Source organism: Acidovorax sp. FJL06, from assembly GCF_003852545.1.
GTDB lineage: Bacteria > Pseudomonadota > Gammaproteobacteria > Burkholderiales > Burkholderiaceae_C > Acidovorax.
In genome coordinates this window covers 130,291-149,589 of the sequence record NZ_QAJR01000011.1, presented here as the reverse complement: position 1 = coordinate 149,589, position 19,299 = coordinate 130,291, and the positions used below count along the sequence as shown (strand labels likewise).

The window sequence follows — 19,299 nt, the reverse complement described above, 5'->3', positions numbered from 1 at the left end:
GCCCTCGACTATAGCATGGTCCAGACCATCTCGGCGAGAATTTTCCGAAAATTCTCGCCTTCACATCAAACCCGCCATTTCTCCAGCAGCTTTTCAGGGCCCAGGCTGTCGTAGCCTTCAAACGGCTGGTGGATCCAAGGGTTCGTTGGCAAAAACTCCACGGAGTAGTCCGGCGTAAACGTTGACAGCCCCTTGGTCCAGATCACGGCGCTGCGCAGCTCTGTGATGGGCGCGTAGTTGGTCTTGAGCATGTTGATCACCGCATGCAGCGTGTGCCCGGAATCGGCCAGGTCATCCACTAGCAACACCTTTCCGGCGATCTCACCCTTCGGCGTCGTGATGAAGCGCGCAATGTCGAGGTGCCCCTGCACAGTGCCCGCCTCCGCCCGATAGGAGCTGGTGGACATGATGGCCAGGGGTTTATCAAAAATGCGGCTCAAGATGTCCCCTGGACGCAGACCGCCACGGGCAAGGCACAGAATCGTATCGAATGCCCATCCCGACTGGTGCACCTTGAGAGCCAGCTTCTCGATGAGACTGTGGTACTCGTCGTAACTGACATAGAGGTGTTTTCCGTCTTCGGTCAACATGGAGTGGCTCCTGAATAGGTAGTGGCTACTAAGACAACAGAGACAAGGCAACCCCGAGGGTCAACCCGCGACATAGGGGTGACGCATCATGATCGTGTGGTCACGATCTGGGCTGGTCGAGATCATGTCGATTGGGACACCTGTCACTTGCTCAATACGCTCCAGATAACGGCGAGCGCTTTCTGGCAGCTTTGCGTAGTCGGTCACCCCCACGGTGGATTCGCTCCAACCTGGCAACGCCTCATAGATGGGAGTGCAACGGGCGATGTCCTCCGCACCCATGGGCAGCAAATCGATGCGTTCACCATCCAGCTCGTAACCAGTACACAACAGCAGCTCGGTCAACCCATCAAGCACATCCAGCTTGGTGATGCACAGACCCGAGAGACCGTTGACCTGCGCACTGCGTTTCAACAGCGCAGCATCGAACCAACCACAACGGCGGCTGCGGCCCGTGGTCACACCTTTTTCCGCACCTACCGTGCTCATGTGATAGCCAGGAGTTCCAGGAACCTCCCAATCCAGCTCCGTTGGGAATGGGCCGCCCCCCACCCGCGTGCAGTAGGCCTTGGTGATGCCCAGGATGTAGTGCAACAGGCCAGGCCCCACGCCAGAACCTGCCGCCGCATTCCCCGCCACGCAATTGCTCGACGTGACATAGGGATACGTGCCATGGTCCACGTCGAGCAGCGTACCTTGCGCACCTTCAAACAGAAGATTGGCACCCGCCCGGTTGGCGTCATTCAGCTCACGCGACACGTCCGCCATCATGGGCTTGAGCAGTTCGGCATGGCGCATGGCTTCGGCATACACCACGTCAAACTGCACCTTGCCGTCCTGGATATAAGGCTTGAGCGCATCGCCAAAAACGAACTTTGCGGAGCCCAGGTAAGTGGTAAGTATGTGGTTATGCAAATCCAGCAGTTCACGCAGCTTGGATGCGAAACGCTCGGGGTATTTCAAGTCCTGCACACGCAGGGCACGGCGGGCGATCTTGTCTTCATAGGCGGGGCCAATACCGCGACCGGTGGTACCGATCTTCTCGGTGCCACCTTGTTCCCGCACAGCCTCGCGGGCCACGTCGATCGCAGCATGAAAAGGCAGGATCAGCGGGCAGGCCTCACTGATCCGCAGGCGCGAGCGGACTTCCACGCCCGCTTTTTCCAGCCCCTCGATTTCTTCGAACAGCTTCGCCGCCGACAACACCACGCCGTTGCCGATGTAGCACTTGACCCCTGGGCGCATGATGCCGCTCGGGATCAAGTGCAGTGCGGTTTTCACGCCGTTGATCACCAACGTGTGGCCCGCGTTGTGCCCCCCCTGAAAACGTACAACGCCTTGTGCACTTTCCGTCAGCCAATCGACCAACTTGCCCTTGCCTTCGTCGCCCCACTGGGTACCGACCACCACTACGTTGCGACCTTTGGTTGCTTTCATCTCAAACCCAATTCAAATGACAATTGCTCAAACAGCCTGCACGACCCAGCGGCCCGCAACCTGGACCAGTTCACGGTCGCAGTGGAACTCATCCACTTCACTCCCATGCCCCGGCAAAACACATACCACGGTCTCCCCTGCAGCGCGCAGCTCAGAGATAGCGGCATTCACATCCGCACCTTCACCCCAGGGGGCCCGGATGGCGGCTTTCAATGCACGCGGAGGCACGACGCCCACCACCTGTTTGATGTCCAGACTGAAACCCGCTGCAGGTCGGTTGCGGCCAAACACCGCACCCACTTCGTCGTAACGGCCCCCGCGAACCAGTGCATCGCTGGCGCCACGGGCATAAATCGCAAACCGGGCACCGCTGTAATAGGCATAACCACGCAGATCGGCCAAATCAAAGGTGACTGTCGCGCCTTCCAGGCGGGATGCAAGCCATTTCAGATTTGATAGCACCTCTGGCACACCAGCAATACGCTTGAGGGCTTTTTCGGCCTCAACCAAAACAGCGGAATCCCCATAGAGTTGCAGCAAGGCCAGAAGGCCTTCACGGGCCTGGGCCGGGAACTCCAGGGTCAGAGCCTTCAACTCCTGTGCGTCCTTGGCAGCCAAGGCTGCGTGGATCGCACTCAGCAACTGCGGGCCCACATGGACGCCGGCGAGAAGGCTGCGGACGATGCGGACATCGGCCAGATCAATCGTGGTGCCACGGACCTCGGCGACGCGCAGGCATTCACGGGCTAGCTGCAATGCCTCCAGATCGGCCTCTACCCCAGAGTGGCCATAAATCTCGGCGCCAAACTGCAGTGGCTCACGGGTGGCATGGGGGCGGTCGGGGCGGGTATGCAGCACCGGCCCGCAGTAACACAGGCGTGTCACTCCTTTGCGGTTGAGCAGGTGGGCATCAATCCGAGCCACCTGGGGCGTGGTATCCGCCCGCAGCCCCATGGAACGACCCGAGAGCTGATCGACCAGCTTGAAAGTCTGGAGGTCCAGCGCTTCGCCGGTTCCCGTCAAGAGCGACTCAAGGTGCTCCATCAGCGGCGGCATGACCAGCTCATAGCCATAGCAACGGGCTGTATCAAGCAGCCCGCGACGCAATTCTTCGATGTGCCGGGCTTCAGACGGCAAGACATCGGCAATGTGATCCGGGAGGACCCAAGCAGACATGGAGAAAAGGGGAGGCTGTTAAAACCGTGATTCTACCGGCACCTGCCAAGAGCACCCAAAGAATCTCTAGCAACGCCTAATGACAACCGTTAGAGCCAGAGTATCAACAGGCCTGCAACGATGGCCAAAAACGCAAAAAAACGTATCTGGCCATCTTGCAGCTGGGCAATCTGCTGGACGGTGCGCTTCCAGCCCTGCGGCGAGAAAAAGGGCAATAAACCTTCAATCAGCAGGACCAAGGCCAGCGCAGTCCAGAGACTCTCCCAGGTCATGCCCACGACTCAACGCCCACGCAATTTACTTGCGGGGAGCCGCCTGGGCTGCGGCAGGCGCACCACCACGGAAGACCTTGAAAAAATCGGATGAAGACGGGTCCAGCACCATGACATCGCTTTTCTTGCTGAAGCTGGATTTGTAGGCTTCCAGGCTGCGGTAAAACTGCGCAAACTGCGGGTCACGCCCAAAGGCGTCCGCATAAACACGGGCAGCCTCTGCATCGCCTTCGCCCTTTACCTTCTGGGCGTCCCGGTATGCATTGGCAATCGTGATCTCACGCTGGCGATCCGCATCCGCACGGATCTTTTCACCCTCAGCCGCCCCAGTGGAGCGCAGTTCGTTGGCCACGCGCTTGCGTTCAGCCTCCATGCGTCGATACACGGATTCCGTGATCGCTTCCACATAGTCCACGCGGGTGATCCGAACGTCCACCACATCCACCCCCCAGGGCTTGGCACCGCGGACCGTGTCGAGCACTTCACGCTTCACGTCCGCCATCAGGGCCTCGCGCTTGACGGACAGGAGCTCCTTGACCGTGCGCTTGTTGATCTCTTCCTGGAAGGCGTTGCGCACCACCCGGTTCAGCTGCATGGCACCAGCACTCTCATCCAGGCCCACGTTGCGGATGTACTCCGTAGGCTCGGAGATGCGCCAGCGCACGTACCAGTCGATCACCACACGCTGCTTTTCAGCCGTCAGCATGGGCTCGGTGTCCGTGCTGTCCAGCGTCAGGAGACGCTTGTCAATGTACGTCACGTTCTGGAACGGCGGCGGCAGCTTGAAATTGAGGCCAGGCTCGGTGATCACCTCTTTGATCTGCCCCAGCGCATAGAGAACACCGAACTGCCGCTGGTCCACCACAAAAAGCATTGAGCTCATGAGAGCAAGCACCACCAGGAAAGTGGATGCAATAAATCCGACTCTGTTCACGAACTACTCCTAGCGAGATTCACGTTCACGGGTGCGATTGGAGTCGCGCGCCCGGGGATCATTGGAGAAATTGGCTGCAGGTGCGGCAGGCACCACAGTGGGCGCTGCACCGGCGGCAGGAGCATCCAGAGCCCCCGTGCCACTTGCCACGCTTTGCATGATCTTGTCGAGCGGCAGATACAGCAGGTTGGAGCCTTGGCGAGACTCCACAAGCACCTTGGTCACACTGCCGTAAATCTGCTGCATGGTGTCCAGGTACATGCGGTCGCGCGTGACCTGCGGAGCCTTCTGGTACTCGGCCAGCACCGAAGAAAAACGCTGCGCGTCACCCTGGGCCTGGGCCACGATGCGCGCCTTGTAAGCGGCGGCTTCTTCATTCAGGCGCGAAGCCGACCCCACCGCACGCGGCACCACGTCATTGGCGTAGGCCTGCGCTTCGTTCTTGGCACGTTCACGCTCCTGGCCCGCCTTCAGGACATCATCAAACGATGCCTGCACCTGCTCGGGCGGGCGAACCCCGCCCTGCTGCAGGTTGATGCCCACCACCTCCACACCCACCTTGTAGCGATCCAGGATGGTCTGCATCAGCGCACGAACCCGAGGGGCGATCTGGTCGCGCTCTTCAGCCAAGGCCGTGTCCATGCGCATCTTGCCCACCACCTCCCGCACGGCCGTCTCGGCGGCCTGGACCACCGCGTCCGACGGATTCTTGCTCTCAAACAGCCACGCCCGCGCATCACTCAGGCGGTATTGCACGGCGAACTTGATTTCGACGATGTTTTCGTCTTCGGTGAGCATGGCGGACTCCCGCAGGCCCGTGCTTTTGATGACGGTGTCGCGGCCCACGTCTGCGGAGCGGATCTGGGTCACAAAAACCAGCTCATGGCGTTCGATGGGATACGGCAGGCGCCAATTGAAACCCGCACCCACGGTGCTCTTGTACTTGCCAAACTGGGTAATGACGGCCTGCTGGCCTTCCTGGACGATGAAGAAACCCGTCCCCATCCAGATCACAAAAACAATGCCGGCAATCAGGCCGACACCCACCCCTGCGCTCTTCATGTCAGGCTGGAATCCACCACCCGAGCCCCCGCCATTGCCGGGCCCACGCGATCCACCATTCTTCCCACCAAACAGACCACCCAGCTTGCGATTCAGGTCTCGCCAGAGTTCATCGAGATCCGGCGGCTGCTGGCCGCTGCCAGGGCGCTGGTCGCCCCCCCGGGGGCCGTTCTGAGGTGAGCCCGGTCGATCATCAGGCCGTCCCCCCTCTTCCGATTTGTCCTCACCACGTCCCCAGCGGGGGTCATTCAGATTGAACATGCCCCGAATACGTTCTGGCAGCAAAGCCCAGCGTAGGGTGCGGTTTTGGAAATTCATGCGCAAAGTCTCTGGTTCTCGGATGGGGTCAATCAGTCCGTCATTGTGCCCAATCAAGGCATGGCATCCGGCAATTCAACGGCATCACCTGGGGTCATGTCCAACTGCGTGGCCAGCACCTTGGTCGACAGCGCCTGGCGCAGGTTGTCGAGCCCTTCGCCCGACCGGGCACTCACAAACAGACGGGGCAGCAGATGCCCTGCCACCTCGTACTCATCCTGCAAATCCGGCGGGCGCCGCTCGGGGGGGAGCGCATCCAGTTTGTTGAACACCAAGATCTGTGGAATATCGGCGGCGCCGATTTCATGCAGAACACGTTCGACCTGCGCCATCTGCTCTGGGAAGTCGGCATTGGACGCATCCACCACATGCAGCAGCAGATCTGCGTCAATCGCCTCTTGCAACGTGGCCTGGAAAGCATCCACCAGGCCGTGCGGGAGGTCCCGGATAAAACCCACCGTATCGGACAACGAGACAGATCGCCCCGCATCGGCCAGATACAACTGGCGGGTCGTGGTGTCGAGAGTTGCAAACAGCTGGTCAGCCGCATAGGCGCGGGCCTTGACCAGGGCATTGAAAAGCGTGGATTTGCCCGCGTTGGTGTAACCGACCAGCGAGATATTGAAGGTATCCCGCCGCTCGCGCTGTCTGCGTTGCGTGGACCGCTGGCGCTTGACCTTGACCAGGCGCTCCCGCGTGCGCTTGATGGCATCGCCAATCATGCGGCGATCCAGCTCAATCTGCTTTTCGCCGGGGCCACCCCGGGCACCAATCCCGCCGGTTTGACGCTCCAGGTGCGACCAGCGCCGCACTAGGCGGGTGCTCACGTACTGCAGCTTGGCAAGCTCCACCTGCAGCTTTCCCTCATGGCTGCGCGCACGCTGGGCAAAAATTTCCAGGATCAGCAGTGTGCGGTCATTGACCGGCAGCTCGATGTGGCGTTCCAGGTTGCGTTGCTGGGCGGGGCTCAGGGACTGGTCGAACAGCACTTCCACGGCGCCATGCATCTGGGCCAGGGCACGAATTTCATCGGCCTTTCCGCTGCCGACAAACAGCGCCGCATCCGGCGCCTTGCGCTTGCAGGTGATGCGTGCCACCGGCTGCATGCCTGCAGTCTGGGCCAGCAGGCCCAGTTCTTCCAGTTCAGCATCGAAGTGAGGCAGACCAAAGTCCACCCCCACCAGCAATACCGGAGCGGTGCCTGCCTGAAGGGGCGTAGCCGAACTCAAAGCGGGCCGCCCTTTTCTACCACCTGACTCAAAAACGAAAACCGGCGAGCAAACGGCAACCAATCAAGGGTTGCTGCTGTCGGCATCAGGGGTATCTGCTGTAGAGAAATTAACCGCGCGACCCGGGACAATGGTCGAGATCGCATGTTTGTAGACCATCTGGGTCACTGTGTTGCGCAGCAAGACCACGTACTGGTCAAACGATTCGATCTGCCCCTGCAGCTTGATACCGTTTACCAAGTAAATGGAGACTGGCACATGCTCCCGACGCAGGGCGTTGAGGAAGGGATCTTGCAAAAGCTGGCCTTTATTGCTCACGATATTCTCCGTGTTCAAAAATGTTGTTGTAAACCAGCACCTTACCACAGCCTAGGCCCCACCCTGACAGGTTCAGGCATGGCCCTTCTCAACTCGCGACTTTGTTTATTCCTCGTCCTTGTCGGCGAACGGGTTGTGGGAGGTCTTCATCTCGATTCTGAGCGGTGTGCCCACCAGGTCAAACTCCTTCCGGAATCGCCCTTCCAGGAAGCGCTTGTAGGCATCCGTCACATGCTCCAGCGAGTTCCCGTGAATCACGATCACCGGTGGGTTCATGCCGCCCTGGTGCGCATAACGCATCTTGGGGCGGAACATGCCGGCCCGCTTCGGGCTCTGGAATTGCACGGCTTCCAGGAGCAGGCGCGTGAGCACCGGCGTGGACATCTTGCAGGTCGCCGCCCGGTGCGCTTGGGCAATGGATGTCCAGAGCGGACCAAGGCCCTGGCGCTTCTTGGCGGAGATGAAATGCATCGACGCGAATTTCAGGAACGCCAATCGCGTCTCGATGGAGCGCTCCAGCTGCTGGCGCTGGTAGTCATCCACGGCATCCCATTTGTTCACCGCCACAACCACAGCGCGGCCACTCTCCAGGATATAGCCGGCGATGTGGGCGTCCTGGTCCGTCACCCCCTGGGTCGCATCCAGCAAAAGCAGCACCACGTTCGCAGACTCGATTGCCTGCAGCGTTTTGACCACCGAGAACTTCTCGATCGCCTCGAACACCTTGCCCTTGCGCCGCAGACCGGCGGTGTCCACCAGCTCAAACCGCTGGCCGTTGCGCTCAAACGGCACCGTGATCGCGTCACGGGTGGTCCCCGGCATGTCAAACGCAACCAGCCGCTCTTCACCCAGCCAGGTGTTGATCAGGGTGGACTTGCCCACGTTGGGGCGGCCCGCCACGGCCAGCTTGATGACACCCTTGTCGGCAGCGGCATCCGCTTCCTCGGGTTCCGGCAAATGCAGTGGCTCAAGGGCCAGGTCCACCAAACCACGGGTACCTTGCCCGTGCGCAGCCGACACCGGATAGACCTCGCCCAGCCCCAGCTCATAAAACTCTGCCAGTTGAACGCCCTGCACCATGCCTTCGGCTTTGTTGGCCACCAGCACGCAGGGCTTGCCCAGGCGGCGCAGGTAGTTGGCAATGTCGTGGTCTTGCGCGGACAGGCCCGCACGGGCATCGACCACAAACACGACCACGTCGGCCTCGGCCACCGCTTGCTGGGTCTGCTTGGCCATCTCACGGTAAATACCACTCGAAGCGTCGGGCTCGAACCCCCCCGTGTCGATGACGATGTACTCGTGCTTGCCCTGCTTGCCATTGCCGTAATGCCGGTCACGCGTGAGCCCGGCAAAGTCGGCCACGATGGCATCGCGCGACTTGGTCAGGCGGTTGAAAAGCGTGGATTTGCCGACATTCGGACGCCCCACGAGGGCGATAACTGGCTTCATTGAATACAACCGATCAATCTGGACGGAATCCGTAAATACTGCCGTTGCGGGTGACGACCACCAAGGTGTCGGCTGCAACAACAGGTGCTGCCGCAATGCCAGAACCGTCCGTGGCAATGCGGTTGAGAGGCGCGCCATCGGCGCGGGACAACAAGTGGACCAAGCCGGTGTCGTCACCGATCACCACAGAGCGCCCCAGCAACAGCGGCGCTGTCAGCTTGCGGTGCTTGAGCCGGTCGCTGCCCCACAGGCGCGCGCCATCGCTCCGGCGCCAGGCGGCCACCGTGCCATTGCTTTCGACGCCAAAAAGTGCATCCGCATCCCCATGGACGCCTTCTGCACCGCTGGCGGGCTGCGTCCAGACGACGGAGCCCCGGGCCGTGTTCACACAACCCACCGCCGCCTGGAACGAACGCGCGCACACGCTGTCGCCAACTTTGCTGGTGCGCCCCACCAACTCGACGAGGCGCTCCACATCATTCGTACCCCGTGCGCTGGCCAAAGGCGCCTCCCAGCGCACACTGCCATTGTCAGGATTCAAACCCACCAGGCGGCCCGACAGGCCGACCACCAGGGTGTCTCCCACCGCCAGCAACACGCCGGCCTGCCGCAGCACCAGGGGCTCACCGGGGCGCTGCTGCGCCCACAGGCGCCGCCCCGTGGTGGCGTCATAGGCCGAGACCGAGCGGTCCGCCGCCAGAACGAAAACACGCCCACCAGCCACCAAAGGCGGTGTAAAGACCTGGGCAGCCAGGGTTTCACGCCACCGTTCGCGGCCAGACTCCAGCACGATCAGGGCATTGCCGCGCGAGACCACGGCGGCCGACTTGCCGTCGCTGCCGACCGCCGCCGACAGCGGCTCTCCCAACGCCACGCGCCAGACATCGCCCCCGGTGCGCGCATCCATCGCGGTCACCACGCCATCCGAGGAGGCCACGGTCACCACATTGCCTGCAGCATGCACCTCCAAGGGCAGACCGGCAACATTGCCCACGCGGGCCGTCCAGACCTGCCGGACCCCCAGGACTGCAACGTTCGCCCCCAAATCGGCCGGCGCGGGCTTCGCACTGCCGCCGCCGTTCCACAGCGAGCAGCCCGCGAGCGACGCAGCCAACACCACCAACGCAGTGCCACGCAAAAAAGAAGAGCGGCCAGACACCGCATGTGGAGTCAACGTCATGTTTACTTGGTTTCTACGGTGGAGGCGGCTGCGGCCACGGTCGCAGCTTGGAGCGAAACGCCCAGCGCATTCAACTTGATCTCGACCAGGCGCCGGTACTCGACGCCTTCTTCAAAACCCTTGTAGGCCTTGGTGTATTCAGCGATGGCTTCCTGGCGCTTGTCCTGCAGCAGCAGCACATCGCCCTTGCGGTCTGCAGCAACGGAGGCGAACTCGGGCGGGAAACTGCCAGACACCTGCTTGAGCGCCTCGTCGTAATTTTTCTGGTCCATCAGCACGCCAGCCAGGCGCAATTTCGCCAGCGCCTTGAGGCCGTCGTCCGACGATTGCTCGGCAACCCAGCCCAGCGCTTCCTTGGCGCCATCGGCATTGCCAGCCTCTTGCAGGGCCTTGGCAACAGCCAGCCCTGCCTGGCCCGCCTGCGTGGTGCTCGCGTATTTGGACTTCAGGTCGCCAAAGGCCTGCTCCAGGCGCGTCTTGTCGCCTGATCGGGCAGCCACATCCACCGCATCAAAGAGTGCGGCGGCCTGGGTTGCCTGCCGGTTCTGCCAATACTGGTAACCGTTCCATGCGGCGGCACCGCCCGCCACAACAAGCACCACCGAACTGATGAGCGTGCCCCAGGTGTTCCAGAAGTGCTTGAGTTGGTCAAGCTGCTCTTGTTCTTCGAGATCGAGATGATTGGCCATAGAAGTCAGCGGTTCTGTATTCGGATTAAGCGTTGGATTGTAGGGTGGCGGCCCACTGCGCCACATCGGCCAGCGGGTGCTCGGCTTGCACGCCGCCGCCGTCGCGCAAGGCCTTGACGGTCACCTGGCCGCGCGCAAGCTCATCCTCGCCGAAGATGAGCGCATGGCGCGCGCCGCTGGCATCGGCCTTCTTGAATTGCGATTTCATGCTCCCCGGACCTTCCGCACCACCCGCGTGCTGCACCACATCCAACCCTGCGGCGCGCAGCGCCTCCAGCGTGGTGATCACGGGAACCAGCGGCGTGCCGGGGGGCACGATGGCGTAGACATCCGCCGCAGCGGAAGGCATGGGCAGATCCAGCTCATCGGCCAGCAGCAGCAGGCGCTCGATGCCCAGGCCAAAGCCCACGGCCGGCGCACTCTTGCCGCCCAGTTGTTCGATCAGGCCGTCATAGCGCCCGCCGCCGCACACCGTGCCTTGCGAGCCCAATTGGTCGGTGACCCACTCGAACACGGTCAGGTTGTAGTAGTCCATGCCGCGCACCAGGCGCGGGTTCACGCGGTATTCCAGGCCCACGGCCTCCAGCGTGGCACGCACGGCATCGAAGTGGGCGCGCGAAGCGTCGCCCAGGAAATCCATGAGCTGGGGCGCGGCTTCATTCAATGCCTGCATCGCCGGGTTCTTGCTGTCCAGGATGCGCAACGGGTTGCTGTGCAGGCGGCGGCGGGCTTCTTCGTCCAGTTGGTCCTGGTGCTGCTCGAAGTAACGGATCAGTGCCTCGCGGTGCTCACGGCGTTCAGCGGGTTGGCCCAGGCTGTTGATTTCCAGGCGCACATGCTGGCCTTCGACCAGGCCCAGCTCGCGCCACAGCGCACGGGCGACCAAGATGATTTCCGCATCGACATCCGGCCCGGCAAAGCCCAGGGCTTCCACATCCAGTTGGTTGAACTGGCGATAGCGGCCCTTTTGCGGACGCTCGTGGCGGAACATGGGGCCTTGCGTCCACACGCGCAGCGGGCCGTTGTAGAGCGCGTTGTGCTCAACCATGGCGCGCACGATGCCGGCGGTGGCCTCGGGGCGCAGGGTGAGCTTGTCGCCGTTCATCGAATCGGTGAAGGAGTACATCTCCTTCTCCACGATGTCCGTCACCTCACCCAGCCCCCGCACGAACAGCGCCGTGGGCTCGACGATGGGCGTCAGCAGGTACTGGTAGCCATAGCGGGCGAGCACCTTGCGCACCGCCGCCTCGAACCACTGCCAGCGGACGGCCGTCGGCAGCTTCTCGGTGCGCGGCACCGAGGCGGGCAGGATGTCGTTCATGCCTTTGACGGCGCTCAGCTTCTGCACTTTGCTCACTGCGGTATTTTCCTGAATCTTTGAATGAAATGGGGCTTCAGCGCTTATTGGGAAAGCGCGACAAGCTCTTGTTTTTATAGCAAATCAATGACCGCCGTAGCGGCGTTCGACATACCGCTCGACGAGGGCATGGAACTCTTCGGCAATGCGCTCACCACGCAGCGTCAGGGCTTTTTCGCCGTCAATGAACACGGGCGCCGCCGGGGCCTCGCCCGTGCCGGGCAGGCTGATGCCGATGTCCGCATGCTTGCTCTCGCCGGGGCCGTTGACGATGCAGCCCATCACGGCCACCTTCATGCCTTCCACCCCCGGGTAGCGCACCCGCCACACGGGCATTTGCGCGCGCAGGTAGTCGTCGATCTGCTTGGCCAGCTCCTGGAATGTGGTGCTGGTGGTGCGGCCACAGCCCGGGCAGGCCGTGACGCTGGGCACGAACACGCGCAGGCCCAGCGATTGCAGGATCTCGGACGCAACCACGACTTCCTGGGTGCGGGCCTCGCCGGGCTGGGGCGTGAGCGATACACGGATGGTGTCGCCAATGCCCTCCTGCAGCAAAATCCCCAGCGCCGTGCTGGATGCGACCGTGCCCTTGGTACCCATGCCCGCTTCGGTCAGGCCCAGGTGCAGCGCGTAGTCACAACGGCGTGCCAGTTCGCGGTAGACGGCGATCAGGTCCTGCACACCGCTGACCTTGCACGACAGGATGATCTGGTCGCCAGAGAGGCCCATGGCCTCGGCCTGCCGGGCCGACTCGATGGCCGAGGTAATCAGTGCCTCGTACATCACCTGCCGCGCCTCCCAGGGCTGCGCGCGCTGGCTGTTGGCGTCCATCAGGCTGGCGAGCAGTTCCTGGTCCAGGCTGCCCCAGTTCACCCCGATGCGCACGGCCTTGTTCCAGCGCACGGCGGCCTCGATCATCTGGCCGAACTGCTTGTCCTTCTTGTCGCCCTTGCCCACATTGCCCGGGTTGATCCGGTACTTGGACAGCGCCTGCGCGCAGTCCGGGAAATCCGTGAGAAGACGGTGCCCGTTGTAGTGGAAGTCCCCCACCAATGGCACGCTCTCGCCCATGCGGTCCAGCTGCTCGCGGATGTAGGGCACTGCGGCGGCAGCCTCGGGGGTGTTCACGGTAATGCGGACAAACTCCGAACCGGCCTGGGCCAGTTCCTTGACCTGGATCGCCGTGCCAATGGCATCCACCGTGTCCGTGTTGGTCATGGATTGCACGCGCACCGGCGCATCGCCCCCCACGGTGACAATCCGGGACCCCCAGACCACCTTCGCCTGGCGCGAACGGCGGGGCAAGGGAGCAGCGACCGCAACCGGGCCAAAATCACGCAAAGGGTTCTGCACGCTACTTCACCTCAAAACGCGCGACGTTCTCGCGCGACACAGCGGCCAGATCGAACGGCTTGCCACGGACGATCACCTCCGTCGCATCGGCACGCCCCACCACCACCGCCAGCGGGGGCAGCGCAGACACTGCCACGGACTCGCCTGCAGCCAGGTTGCGCTGCAAAGCCAGAGCCCCCGTAGCATCCTTCACCTGCACCCAGGAGGCACTGCGCGCGCGCAGCACCAGCGTGCCTGTCGCCGCATCGGCCGCCGACGCGGCACTGGCCACCACGGCGGGCGCCACCGCAGAGGCCACGGCCACTGCGGGCACCGGCGCGGGCGTCACGGTGAGCGCAGCAGGGGCTGCCACTGCGGCCAGGACAGGCGCGGTAATCTCCGAGGGCCGCTCAGCCACTGCAGACGTTGCAGCAGCCACAGGCACCTCCGCCGCTCCAGCCGGCACGGCGTCGGGGGCGGCGGCAGGCACCGGCCCGGCACTGGACACCGTTTCCTCCCCCTCATGCCGAGGGAAGAAATACAACGCCAGAGCCCCCACCAACAAAGCGAGCACCACAAAACCCACCGACCTCGATGTGGCCCCGCCCCCCGAAAACGAGGACGAAGACACCGCAGACTTGGCCCCACTGCCCTTGACCGGCGCATTGATCCCCGCACTGTCGGCAGACAGGCGCGGACTCGGGCTTTGCGGCAACAAGGACAGGATGGGCGCGGGATCCACCTTGAGGGTCCGGCACACGCTGGACGCCAGGGCCCGCACAAATACGGTGTCAGGCAACACGGTAAAGTTGTCGGCCTCCAGGGCCTCCAGCTTGCTGACTGGCACCTTCAGTGCCACGGCCAGGGCCGCAATGTGCATTCCAGACGCCAGGCGGGCCTCCCGAAGCATCCCACCCGCCGTCAACCCACCACTCTCCACAACCTCACTCATTGAAAGCCCCGCGTTCGTAAGCACCCAACTCCCGCGAATCCGGGAACCGCTTGCGCAACTGGCCCGCCAGTTGCCGCATTGCCACGGAGTCGCCCAAGGCGCGCTCCACCTTTATGCCCAGCCACAACGACTCGGAGTTCGCAAACTCGCTGTTGTTGAGGCGGCGAATGTAAAACTGCGACCGGGTCAGGTCACTGCGCCGCAGCAGCAGAGAGGCCAGGTGGTAACCCACCACTGGATTGGCCGCATCCATTTCATAGGCCTTCAGAAACGACTGCTCCGCTTCGGCGAACTGGCCAGCGCTGGACTGGCAGAGCCCGCGCGCCATCAGCGTCTTGCCACGCGCCGTGTAGGCCGGATTGGCAATCGCCCGGCCAAAATACTGGTCCGCGTCCGCAAACTTCTGCTGCTGACACAGCAGCCAGCCATAGTTGTGCAGCAAATTGGAATCACTGCCGCGCAGCGCCATGGCACGGCGGAAACTGTCCTCTGCCTGTGGGAGGTCGTTCAGCCGCATGAAGATCAGGCCACGCAGGTTGAACGCATCGGCATAGGTCGGATCGGCCACCAGAGCCTGCTTGACCTCATCCAGGGCGACCGCCGTCTGCCCCATCTCGAAATAGTTGGAGGCCAGCTCCAGGCGGATGCGCGCGCGGCGCCGTGTTTCTGGCTCATCGGAGGGCGTCACGAAACCGGCATCCGCATCGCTGACGGCAGACGCGCTGTTGGTGGCACACCCCTGAAGCGCCACCATGCAAACCACCGCACTGCATGCCGTGAGTGTCCAGCGGCCAAAATGCTGCCAGCGTCCAACCAATCCCGCCATGTAGAGCCTCCTTGTAGTTTGCCGATCGCCTGCTGATCAAGTCACCGGTTTGAGCACGATTGTGCGCTGCTTTGCCATGCGCTCTGCGGCACGGGTGCGGTCCTTGACATCGCCCGCCAACTGCCCACAGGCTGCGTCGATATCATCGCCCCGGGTCTTGCGTACCGTTGTGACAATACCGGCGTCGCTCAAAACCTTGGCAAAAGCAAGGACCTGATTCTGCGCCGACCGCAAGAGACCTGACGCGGGAAACGGATTGAAGGGGATCAGGTTGAATTTGCAGCGCACCCCGGAGCGCTTGACCAGCTCGATGAGTTGCTGCGCATGCTCCAGCTGGTCGTTCACACCATCGAGCATGCAGTATTCAAACGTGATGAAATCCCGGGGCGCATGGGCTAGGTAGCGGCCACAGGCCTCCAGCAGCTCATGGATCGGGTACTTGCGATTGAGCGGCACCAGGTTGTCGCGCAGGGGATCGTTCGGTGCATGCAGCGACACCGCCAAAGCCACAGGGCAGTCCTGCGAGAGCCGGTCCATCATGGGCACAACACCCGATGTGGACACCGTCACACGCCGGCGCGACAACCCATAACCATGGTCGTCCAGCATCACGCGCAAGGCCGGCACCAAGGCCGCATAGTTCTGCAGCGGCTCGCCCATGCCCATCATGACCACGTTGGAGATCACGCGGTCTTCGGTGTTGAGGCGTTGGCGCAGGGAGTGTTCGGCAAACCACAGCTGGGCCAGGATCTCGCCCGTGGTCAGGTTGCGGCTGAAGCCCTGGTGCCCAGTGGAGCAAAAGCGACAACCCACGGCGCACCCGGCCTGCGATGACACGCAGAGCGTTCCGCGGTCATCCTCGGGGATGAAAACGGCCTCGACCGCATTGCCATCGCCCACATCAAACAGCCACTTCACCGTGCCATCCGACGAAACATGTTCGGAAACGACCGGCAGGGCTTCGACCTTGGCACAGCCCTTGAGCTTGTCGCGCAAGGCCTTGGCCAGGTCGCTCATGGCGTCGAAGTTGCTCGCGCCACGTTGGTGGATCCAGCGGAACAGCTGGGTCGCACGAAAACGTTTCTCGCCCAGCTGCTCACAGAAAGCTGCGAGGCCGTCGAGATCAAATTCCAGCAGGTTGGTGGTCATTGCGCCGACCCTCCGATGGGTCGGGCGCAACCGTCCCCATGGCGCAGACATCCCACGGTTGCGGGAACAGGCATGGGGATCACCATATCAACGCGAGTAGATGTTCAGGCCAGGGAAGAAGAAGGCCACTTCCACGGCAGCCGTTTCGGCGGCGTCGGAGCCGTGCACGGCGTTGGCGTCGATGCTGTCAGCGAAGTCAGCGCGGATGGTGCCGGCTTCTGCCTTCTTGGGGTCCGTGGCGCCCATCAGTTCGCGGTTCTTCAGAATGGCGTTTTCGCCTTCCAGGGCCTGGATCATCACGGGGCCGGAGATCATGAAGTCCACCAGGTCCTTGAAGAAGGGACGTGCCTTGTGCACGCCGTAGAACTGCTCGGCTTCCAGGCGCGACAGGTGCACCATGCGGGCAGCCACGACCTTGAGGCCAGCGGCTTCAAAGCGTGCGTAGATCTGACCGATGACGTTCTTGGCCACTGCGTCGGGCTTGATGATGGAGAGGGTGCGTTCGATTGCCATGTTGATTTTCCTGAATGAATAATGTTGCTGTGATTCGTTTGCCCACTGGACAAAGCCCTCGATTCTAACCGTGGAAGCCCGGTGCCGGATCAACGCCCGCCGCCACGCCGGGGGCCTCCACCCCCTGGCCGGCGTTTGTCCTGGCGATGCCGCGACAGGCTGTCCACACCGATATAGCCCACGGAGGTTTTCATCGGATCGGGTTGCGCAGAGCCGCGCTGGCGATCGCCACCCGCAGCATTGTTGTTGCCGCGCGCGCCCTGCCCTTGCCCGCCGCCGTCACGGCGGGGCTTCTGGCCACGCGGCCCCGCAGCACCGCCACCGCCCTGGGACAGGTCCCGGCGTGGGCCATCTCCTGCACGGGGGCCGCCACGGCCGCGGTTGCGCGCATTGCCATTGCCACCGCGCCCGCCAGCCCCGGGGCCCTCTTCTGCACGGCCTTCGGCCGATTCTGGGCGACCCGCGCCCGCCGCCTGGACGAGGGCCCGGATATCGCTGTCGTCCAGCTCCAACCAGGCACCACGCTTGAGGCCACGGGGCAGCACCATGGCACCGTAGCGGATGCGAATGAGGCGGCTCACGGCATGCCCCACCGATTCCATCATGCGGCGCACCTCGCGGTTGCGCCCTTCGGAAATGGTGACCCGATACCAGCAGTTGGACCCCTCGCCGCCGCCGTCTTCGATGGAGCCAAAGGACGCCATGCCGTCGTCCAGGCGCACGCCGTCCAGCAGCTTCTGCTTTTCTTCGTTGCTGAGCGCACCCAGCACACGCACGGCGTACTCACGCTCCAGGCCAAAACGGGGGTGCATGAGCTTGTTGGCCAGCTCACCCGAGCTGGTGAACAGCAGCAGCCCTTCGGTGTTCAGATCCAGCCGCCCCACGGACTGCCACTTGCCCTGCATCAGCCGGGGCAGCTTGCGAAAGACGGTTGGCCGGTTTTGCGGGTCGTCATGGGTCACCACTTCGCCCACGGGCTTGTGGTACGCAATCACGCGCGCGGGTGGCGGGTCGATGCGGTAACGGATGGGCTTGCCATTGACCTTGACCTGGTCTCCGAACTGGATGCGCTGGCCAATGTGGGCCGGCTCATTGTTCACAGAGATGCGCCCTTCCAGGATGAGCTGCTCCATCTCAAGCCGCGACCCCAACCCCGCCTGGGCCAGCACCTTGTGGAGCTTGGGCGTTTCCACCTGGGGCAACAAAACCCGCTTGGCAGGTACAACCTCTGTCGAGGCATCATCCTCGTCAAAGCGGCCCGACACCACATCTTCAAACTGGTAACCCTCCGCCACAGGCGCGGACTTGCGCTTGTCACGGCCAGCCCCTTCGGTACGGGGCGAGCGCCCCCGGGGCTCCGCCTGCGCCTGGCCCTTGCGTTCACCACGCGGCGCGGGGCCGTCGGCCTCGGGCGCGTCCGTCCCGGCGGCCATGGGCTCGGCATCCACGACCGCCTCGGCAGCGGAAGGCACCTCGGCCTGAACCGGCAGCTCCGCAGTTGCCACGGCGGCAGGAGCCGCCACAGCCACGTCGGAATCCACCACAACAGCCCCCGCCACCTCCGCCGAAGCAGACGCAGCTTTCTTGCGCGGCGCGCGCTTCACGGCGGGTTTCTTGGCTGGCGCAGCCACATCGGCAGCGCCAGCCTCTGGCGTTGCACCCGGATTGTCGGGGGTCGAATCGTTCATCAAATGTTTCCCTGGATACCGTCCGGGGTATCCACATGGTCGCCACGGAGGTCCGTCTCCGTGTCATTAAAAAAATCATCCACGAGCGGCGCATTTCCACGCGCTGCCACGGAAGAAACGGGCACCGGCTGCAGTTCAGCCGCGGGCTCCGCAGCCACCGTTTCGGGCTCCAACACCGGCTCCAGCTCTGGCTCGATCACGCCCTGGGCAGCGGCAGCCATGGCCTCCAGCACATTCGCATTGCCAGTGGGGTCGTCCAAAACCGGCAACTGGTCCAGCGACTGCAGCCCCATGTCATCCAGAAACTGGCGGGTGGTTGCAAACAGCGCTGGGCGCCCCACGGTTTCCCGGTGCCCGATGACCTCGACCCAGCCCCGGTCCTCCAATTGCTTGATGATCAGGCTGTTGACGGTCACGCCACGGATGTCCTCGATGTCGCCCCGCGTCACCGGCTGGCGGTACGCAATGATGGCCAGCGTCTCCATGGTGGCCCGCGTATAGCGCGGGGGCTTCTCGGGATGCAACCGGTCGAGATACTCCCGCATCTCTGGGCGGCTCTGGAAGCGCCAGCCCGTGGCCACCTGCACCAACTCCACCCCGCGCTGCGCCCAGTCCAGCTGCAGCTCCTGCAGCAAGAGCTTGAGCGTGTCGGACCCCAATGCATCATTGAAAAGCACCCGCAGCTCGCGCACAGGCACAGGCTGCTGCGCGCAGATCAGCGCAGTTTCGAGGACCCTTTTGGCATCCACCGTGTTCATGGTTCAGCGATTCCTGGAAAAGTGCCACGCGTTGCAACGGGTGTCACATCAACAGCAGGGGGCAATCAAA

At 63.0% G+C, this 19,299-nt stretch carries 19 protein-coding genes; all 19 read right to left on the bottom strand.

What is annotated here, in order from left to right; genetic code table 11:
* Window positions 1-65: 65 nt before the first annotated feature.
* The 19 genes from DBV10_RS07320 to scpB all read right to left on the bottom strand — a co-directional run bounded on the left by DBV10_RS07320 (window position 66) and on the right by scpB (window position 19,229).
* Complete coding sequence (locus DBV10_RS07320) at window positions 66-590, bottom strand: phosphoribosyltransferase (RefSeq protein WP_124512073.1); 525 nt, start codon at window positions 588-590, stop codon at window positions 66-68.
* A 60-nt stretch (window positions 591-650) separates the two neighbouring features.
* Window positions 651-2,027, bottom strand: a complete 1,377-nt coding sequence (locus DBV10_RS07315; RefSeq protein WP_124512070.1) for an adenylosuccinate synthase — start codon at window positions 2,025-2,027, stop codon at window positions 651-653.
* A 27-nt stretch (window positions 2,028-2,054) separates the two neighbouring features.
* The gene (locus DBV10_RS07310; RefSeq protein WP_124512068.1) at window positions 2,055-3,203 is read right to left on the bottom strand and encodes an ATP phosphoribosyltransferase regulatory subunit; all 1,149 of its coding nucleotides are present in this window, start codon (window positions 3,201-3,203) and stop codon (window positions 2,055-2,057) included.
* Window positions 3,204-3,292: 89 nt separating this feature from the next.
* Window positions 3,293-3,475, bottom strand: a complete 183-nt coding sequence (locus DBV10_RS07305) for a DUF2065 domain-containing protein (RefSeq protein ID WP_124512066.1) — start codon at window positions 3,473-3,475, stop codon at window positions 3,293-3,295.
* A 25-nt stretch (window positions 3,476-3,500) separates the two neighbouring features.
* Window positions 3,501-4,409, bottom strand: coding sequence for a protease modulator HflC (hflC, locus tag DBV10_RS07300; protein WP_124512064.1), 909 nt, complete (start codon window positions 4,407-4,409; stop codon window positions 3,501-3,503).
* Window positions 4,410-4,418: 9 nt separating this feature from the next.
* A complete protein-coding gene (hflK, locus tag DBV10_RS07295) occupies window positions 4,419-5,789 on the bottom strand; it encodes an FtsH protease activity modulator HflK (protein ID WP_124512062.1) in 1,371 nt (456 codons plus the stop codon).
* A 53-nt stretch (window positions 5,790-5,842) separates the two neighbouring features.
* Window positions 5,843-6,970 carry a GTPase HflX gene (gene hflX, locus DBV10_RS07290; protein ID WP_124512099.1) on the bottom strand — a complete coding sequence of 376 codons (1,128 nt, stop codon included), beginning with the start codon at window positions 6,968-6,970 and terminating at the stop codon, window positions 5,843-5,845.
* Between the two features lie 111 nt (window positions 6,971-7,081).
* Entirely contained in the window at window positions 7,082-7,336 is a 255-nt protein-coding gene (hfq, locus tag DBV10_RS07285) for an RNA chaperone Hfq (protein ID WP_124512060.1), read from the bottom strand.
* A 105-nt stretch (window positions 7,337-7,441) separates the two neighbouring features.
* Window positions 7,442-8,785 carry a ribosome biogenesis GTPase Der gene (gene der, locus DBV10_RS07280; RefSeq protein ID WP_124512058.1) on the bottom strand — a complete coding sequence of 448 codons (1,344 nt, stop codon included), beginning with the start codon at window positions 8,783-8,785 and terminating at the stop codon, window positions 7,442-7,444.
* 13 nt (window positions 8,786-8,798) lie between these two features.
* A complete protein-coding gene (gene bamB, locus DBV10_RS07275) occupies window positions 8,799-9,965 on the bottom strand; it encodes an outer membrane protein assembly factor BamB (RefSeq protein WP_124512056.1) in 1,167 nt (388 codons plus the stop codon).
* A 2-nt stretch (window positions 9,966-9,967) separates the two neighbouring features.
* A complete protein-coding gene (locus tag DBV10_RS07270; protein ID WP_124512054.1) occupies window positions 9,968-10,654 on the bottom strand; it encodes a tetratricopeptide repeat protein in 687 nt (228 codons plus the stop codon).
* A 25-nt stretch (window positions 10,655-10,679) separates the two neighbouring features.
* Entirely contained in the window at window positions 10,680-11,975 is a 1,296-nt protein-coding gene (gene hisS / locus DBV10_RS07265; RefSeq protein WP_124512097.1) for a histidine--tRNA ligase, read from the bottom strand.
* 120 nt (window positions 11,976-12,095) lie between these two features.
* Complete coding sequence (gene ispG / locus DBV10_RS07260; protein ID WP_124512095.1) at window positions 12,096-13,352, bottom strand: flavodoxin-dependent (E)-4-hydroxy-3-methylbut-2-enyl-diphosphate synthase; 1,257 nt, start codon at window positions 13,350-13,352, stop codon at window positions 12,096-12,098.
* Between the two features lie 13 nt (window positions 13,353-13,365).
* Complete coding sequence (locus DBV10_RS07255) at window positions 13,366-14,295, bottom strand: helix-turn-helix domain-containing protein (RefSeq protein ID WP_124512052.1); 930 nt, start codon at window positions 14,293-14,295, stop codon at window positions 13,366-13,368.
* Window positions 14,288-15,121 carry a type IV pilus biogenesis/stability protein PilW gene (gene pilW / locus DBV10_RS07250; RefSeq protein WP_124512050.1) on the bottom strand — a complete coding sequence of 278 codons (834 nt, stop codon included), beginning with the start codon at window positions 15,119-15,121 and terminating at the stop codon, window positions 14,288-14,290. Before pilW ends, DBV10_RS07255 begins: the two co-directional genes overlap by 8 nt.
* A 36-nt stretch (window positions 15,122-15,157) precedes the next feature.
* Window positions 15,158-16,270: a 23S rRNA (adenine(2503)-C(2))-methyltransferase RlmN gene (gene rlmN, locus DBV10_RS07245; protein WP_124512048.1), complete on the bottom strand. Its 1,113-nt coding sequence runs from the start codon at window positions 16,268-16,270 to the stop codon at window positions 15,158-15,160.
* A gap of 87 nt (window positions 16,271-16,357) precedes the next feature.
* Entirely contained in the window at window positions 16,358-16,783 is a 426-nt protein-coding gene (gene ndk, locus DBV10_RS07240) for a nucleoside-diphosphate kinase (RefSeq protein WP_124512046.1), read from the bottom strand.
* Window positions 16,784-16,872: 89 nt separating this feature from the next.
* Window positions 16,873-18,471 (bottom strand): pseudouridine synthase, encoded by a 1,599-nt coding sequence (locus tag DBV10_RS07235; protein WP_124512044.1) that lies wholly within the window; start codon window positions 18,469-18,471, stop codon window positions 16,873-16,875.
* On the bottom strand, window positions 18,471-19,229 hold the full coding sequence (gene scpB, locus DBV10_RS07230) for an SMC-Scp complex subunit ScpB (protein WP_124512042.1): 759 nt from the start codon (window positions 19,227-19,229) through the stop codon (window positions 18,471-18,473). Before scpB ends, DBV10_RS07235 begins: the two co-directional genes overlap by 1 nt.
* Between the last annotated feature and the right edge of the window lie 70 nt (window positions 19,230-19,299).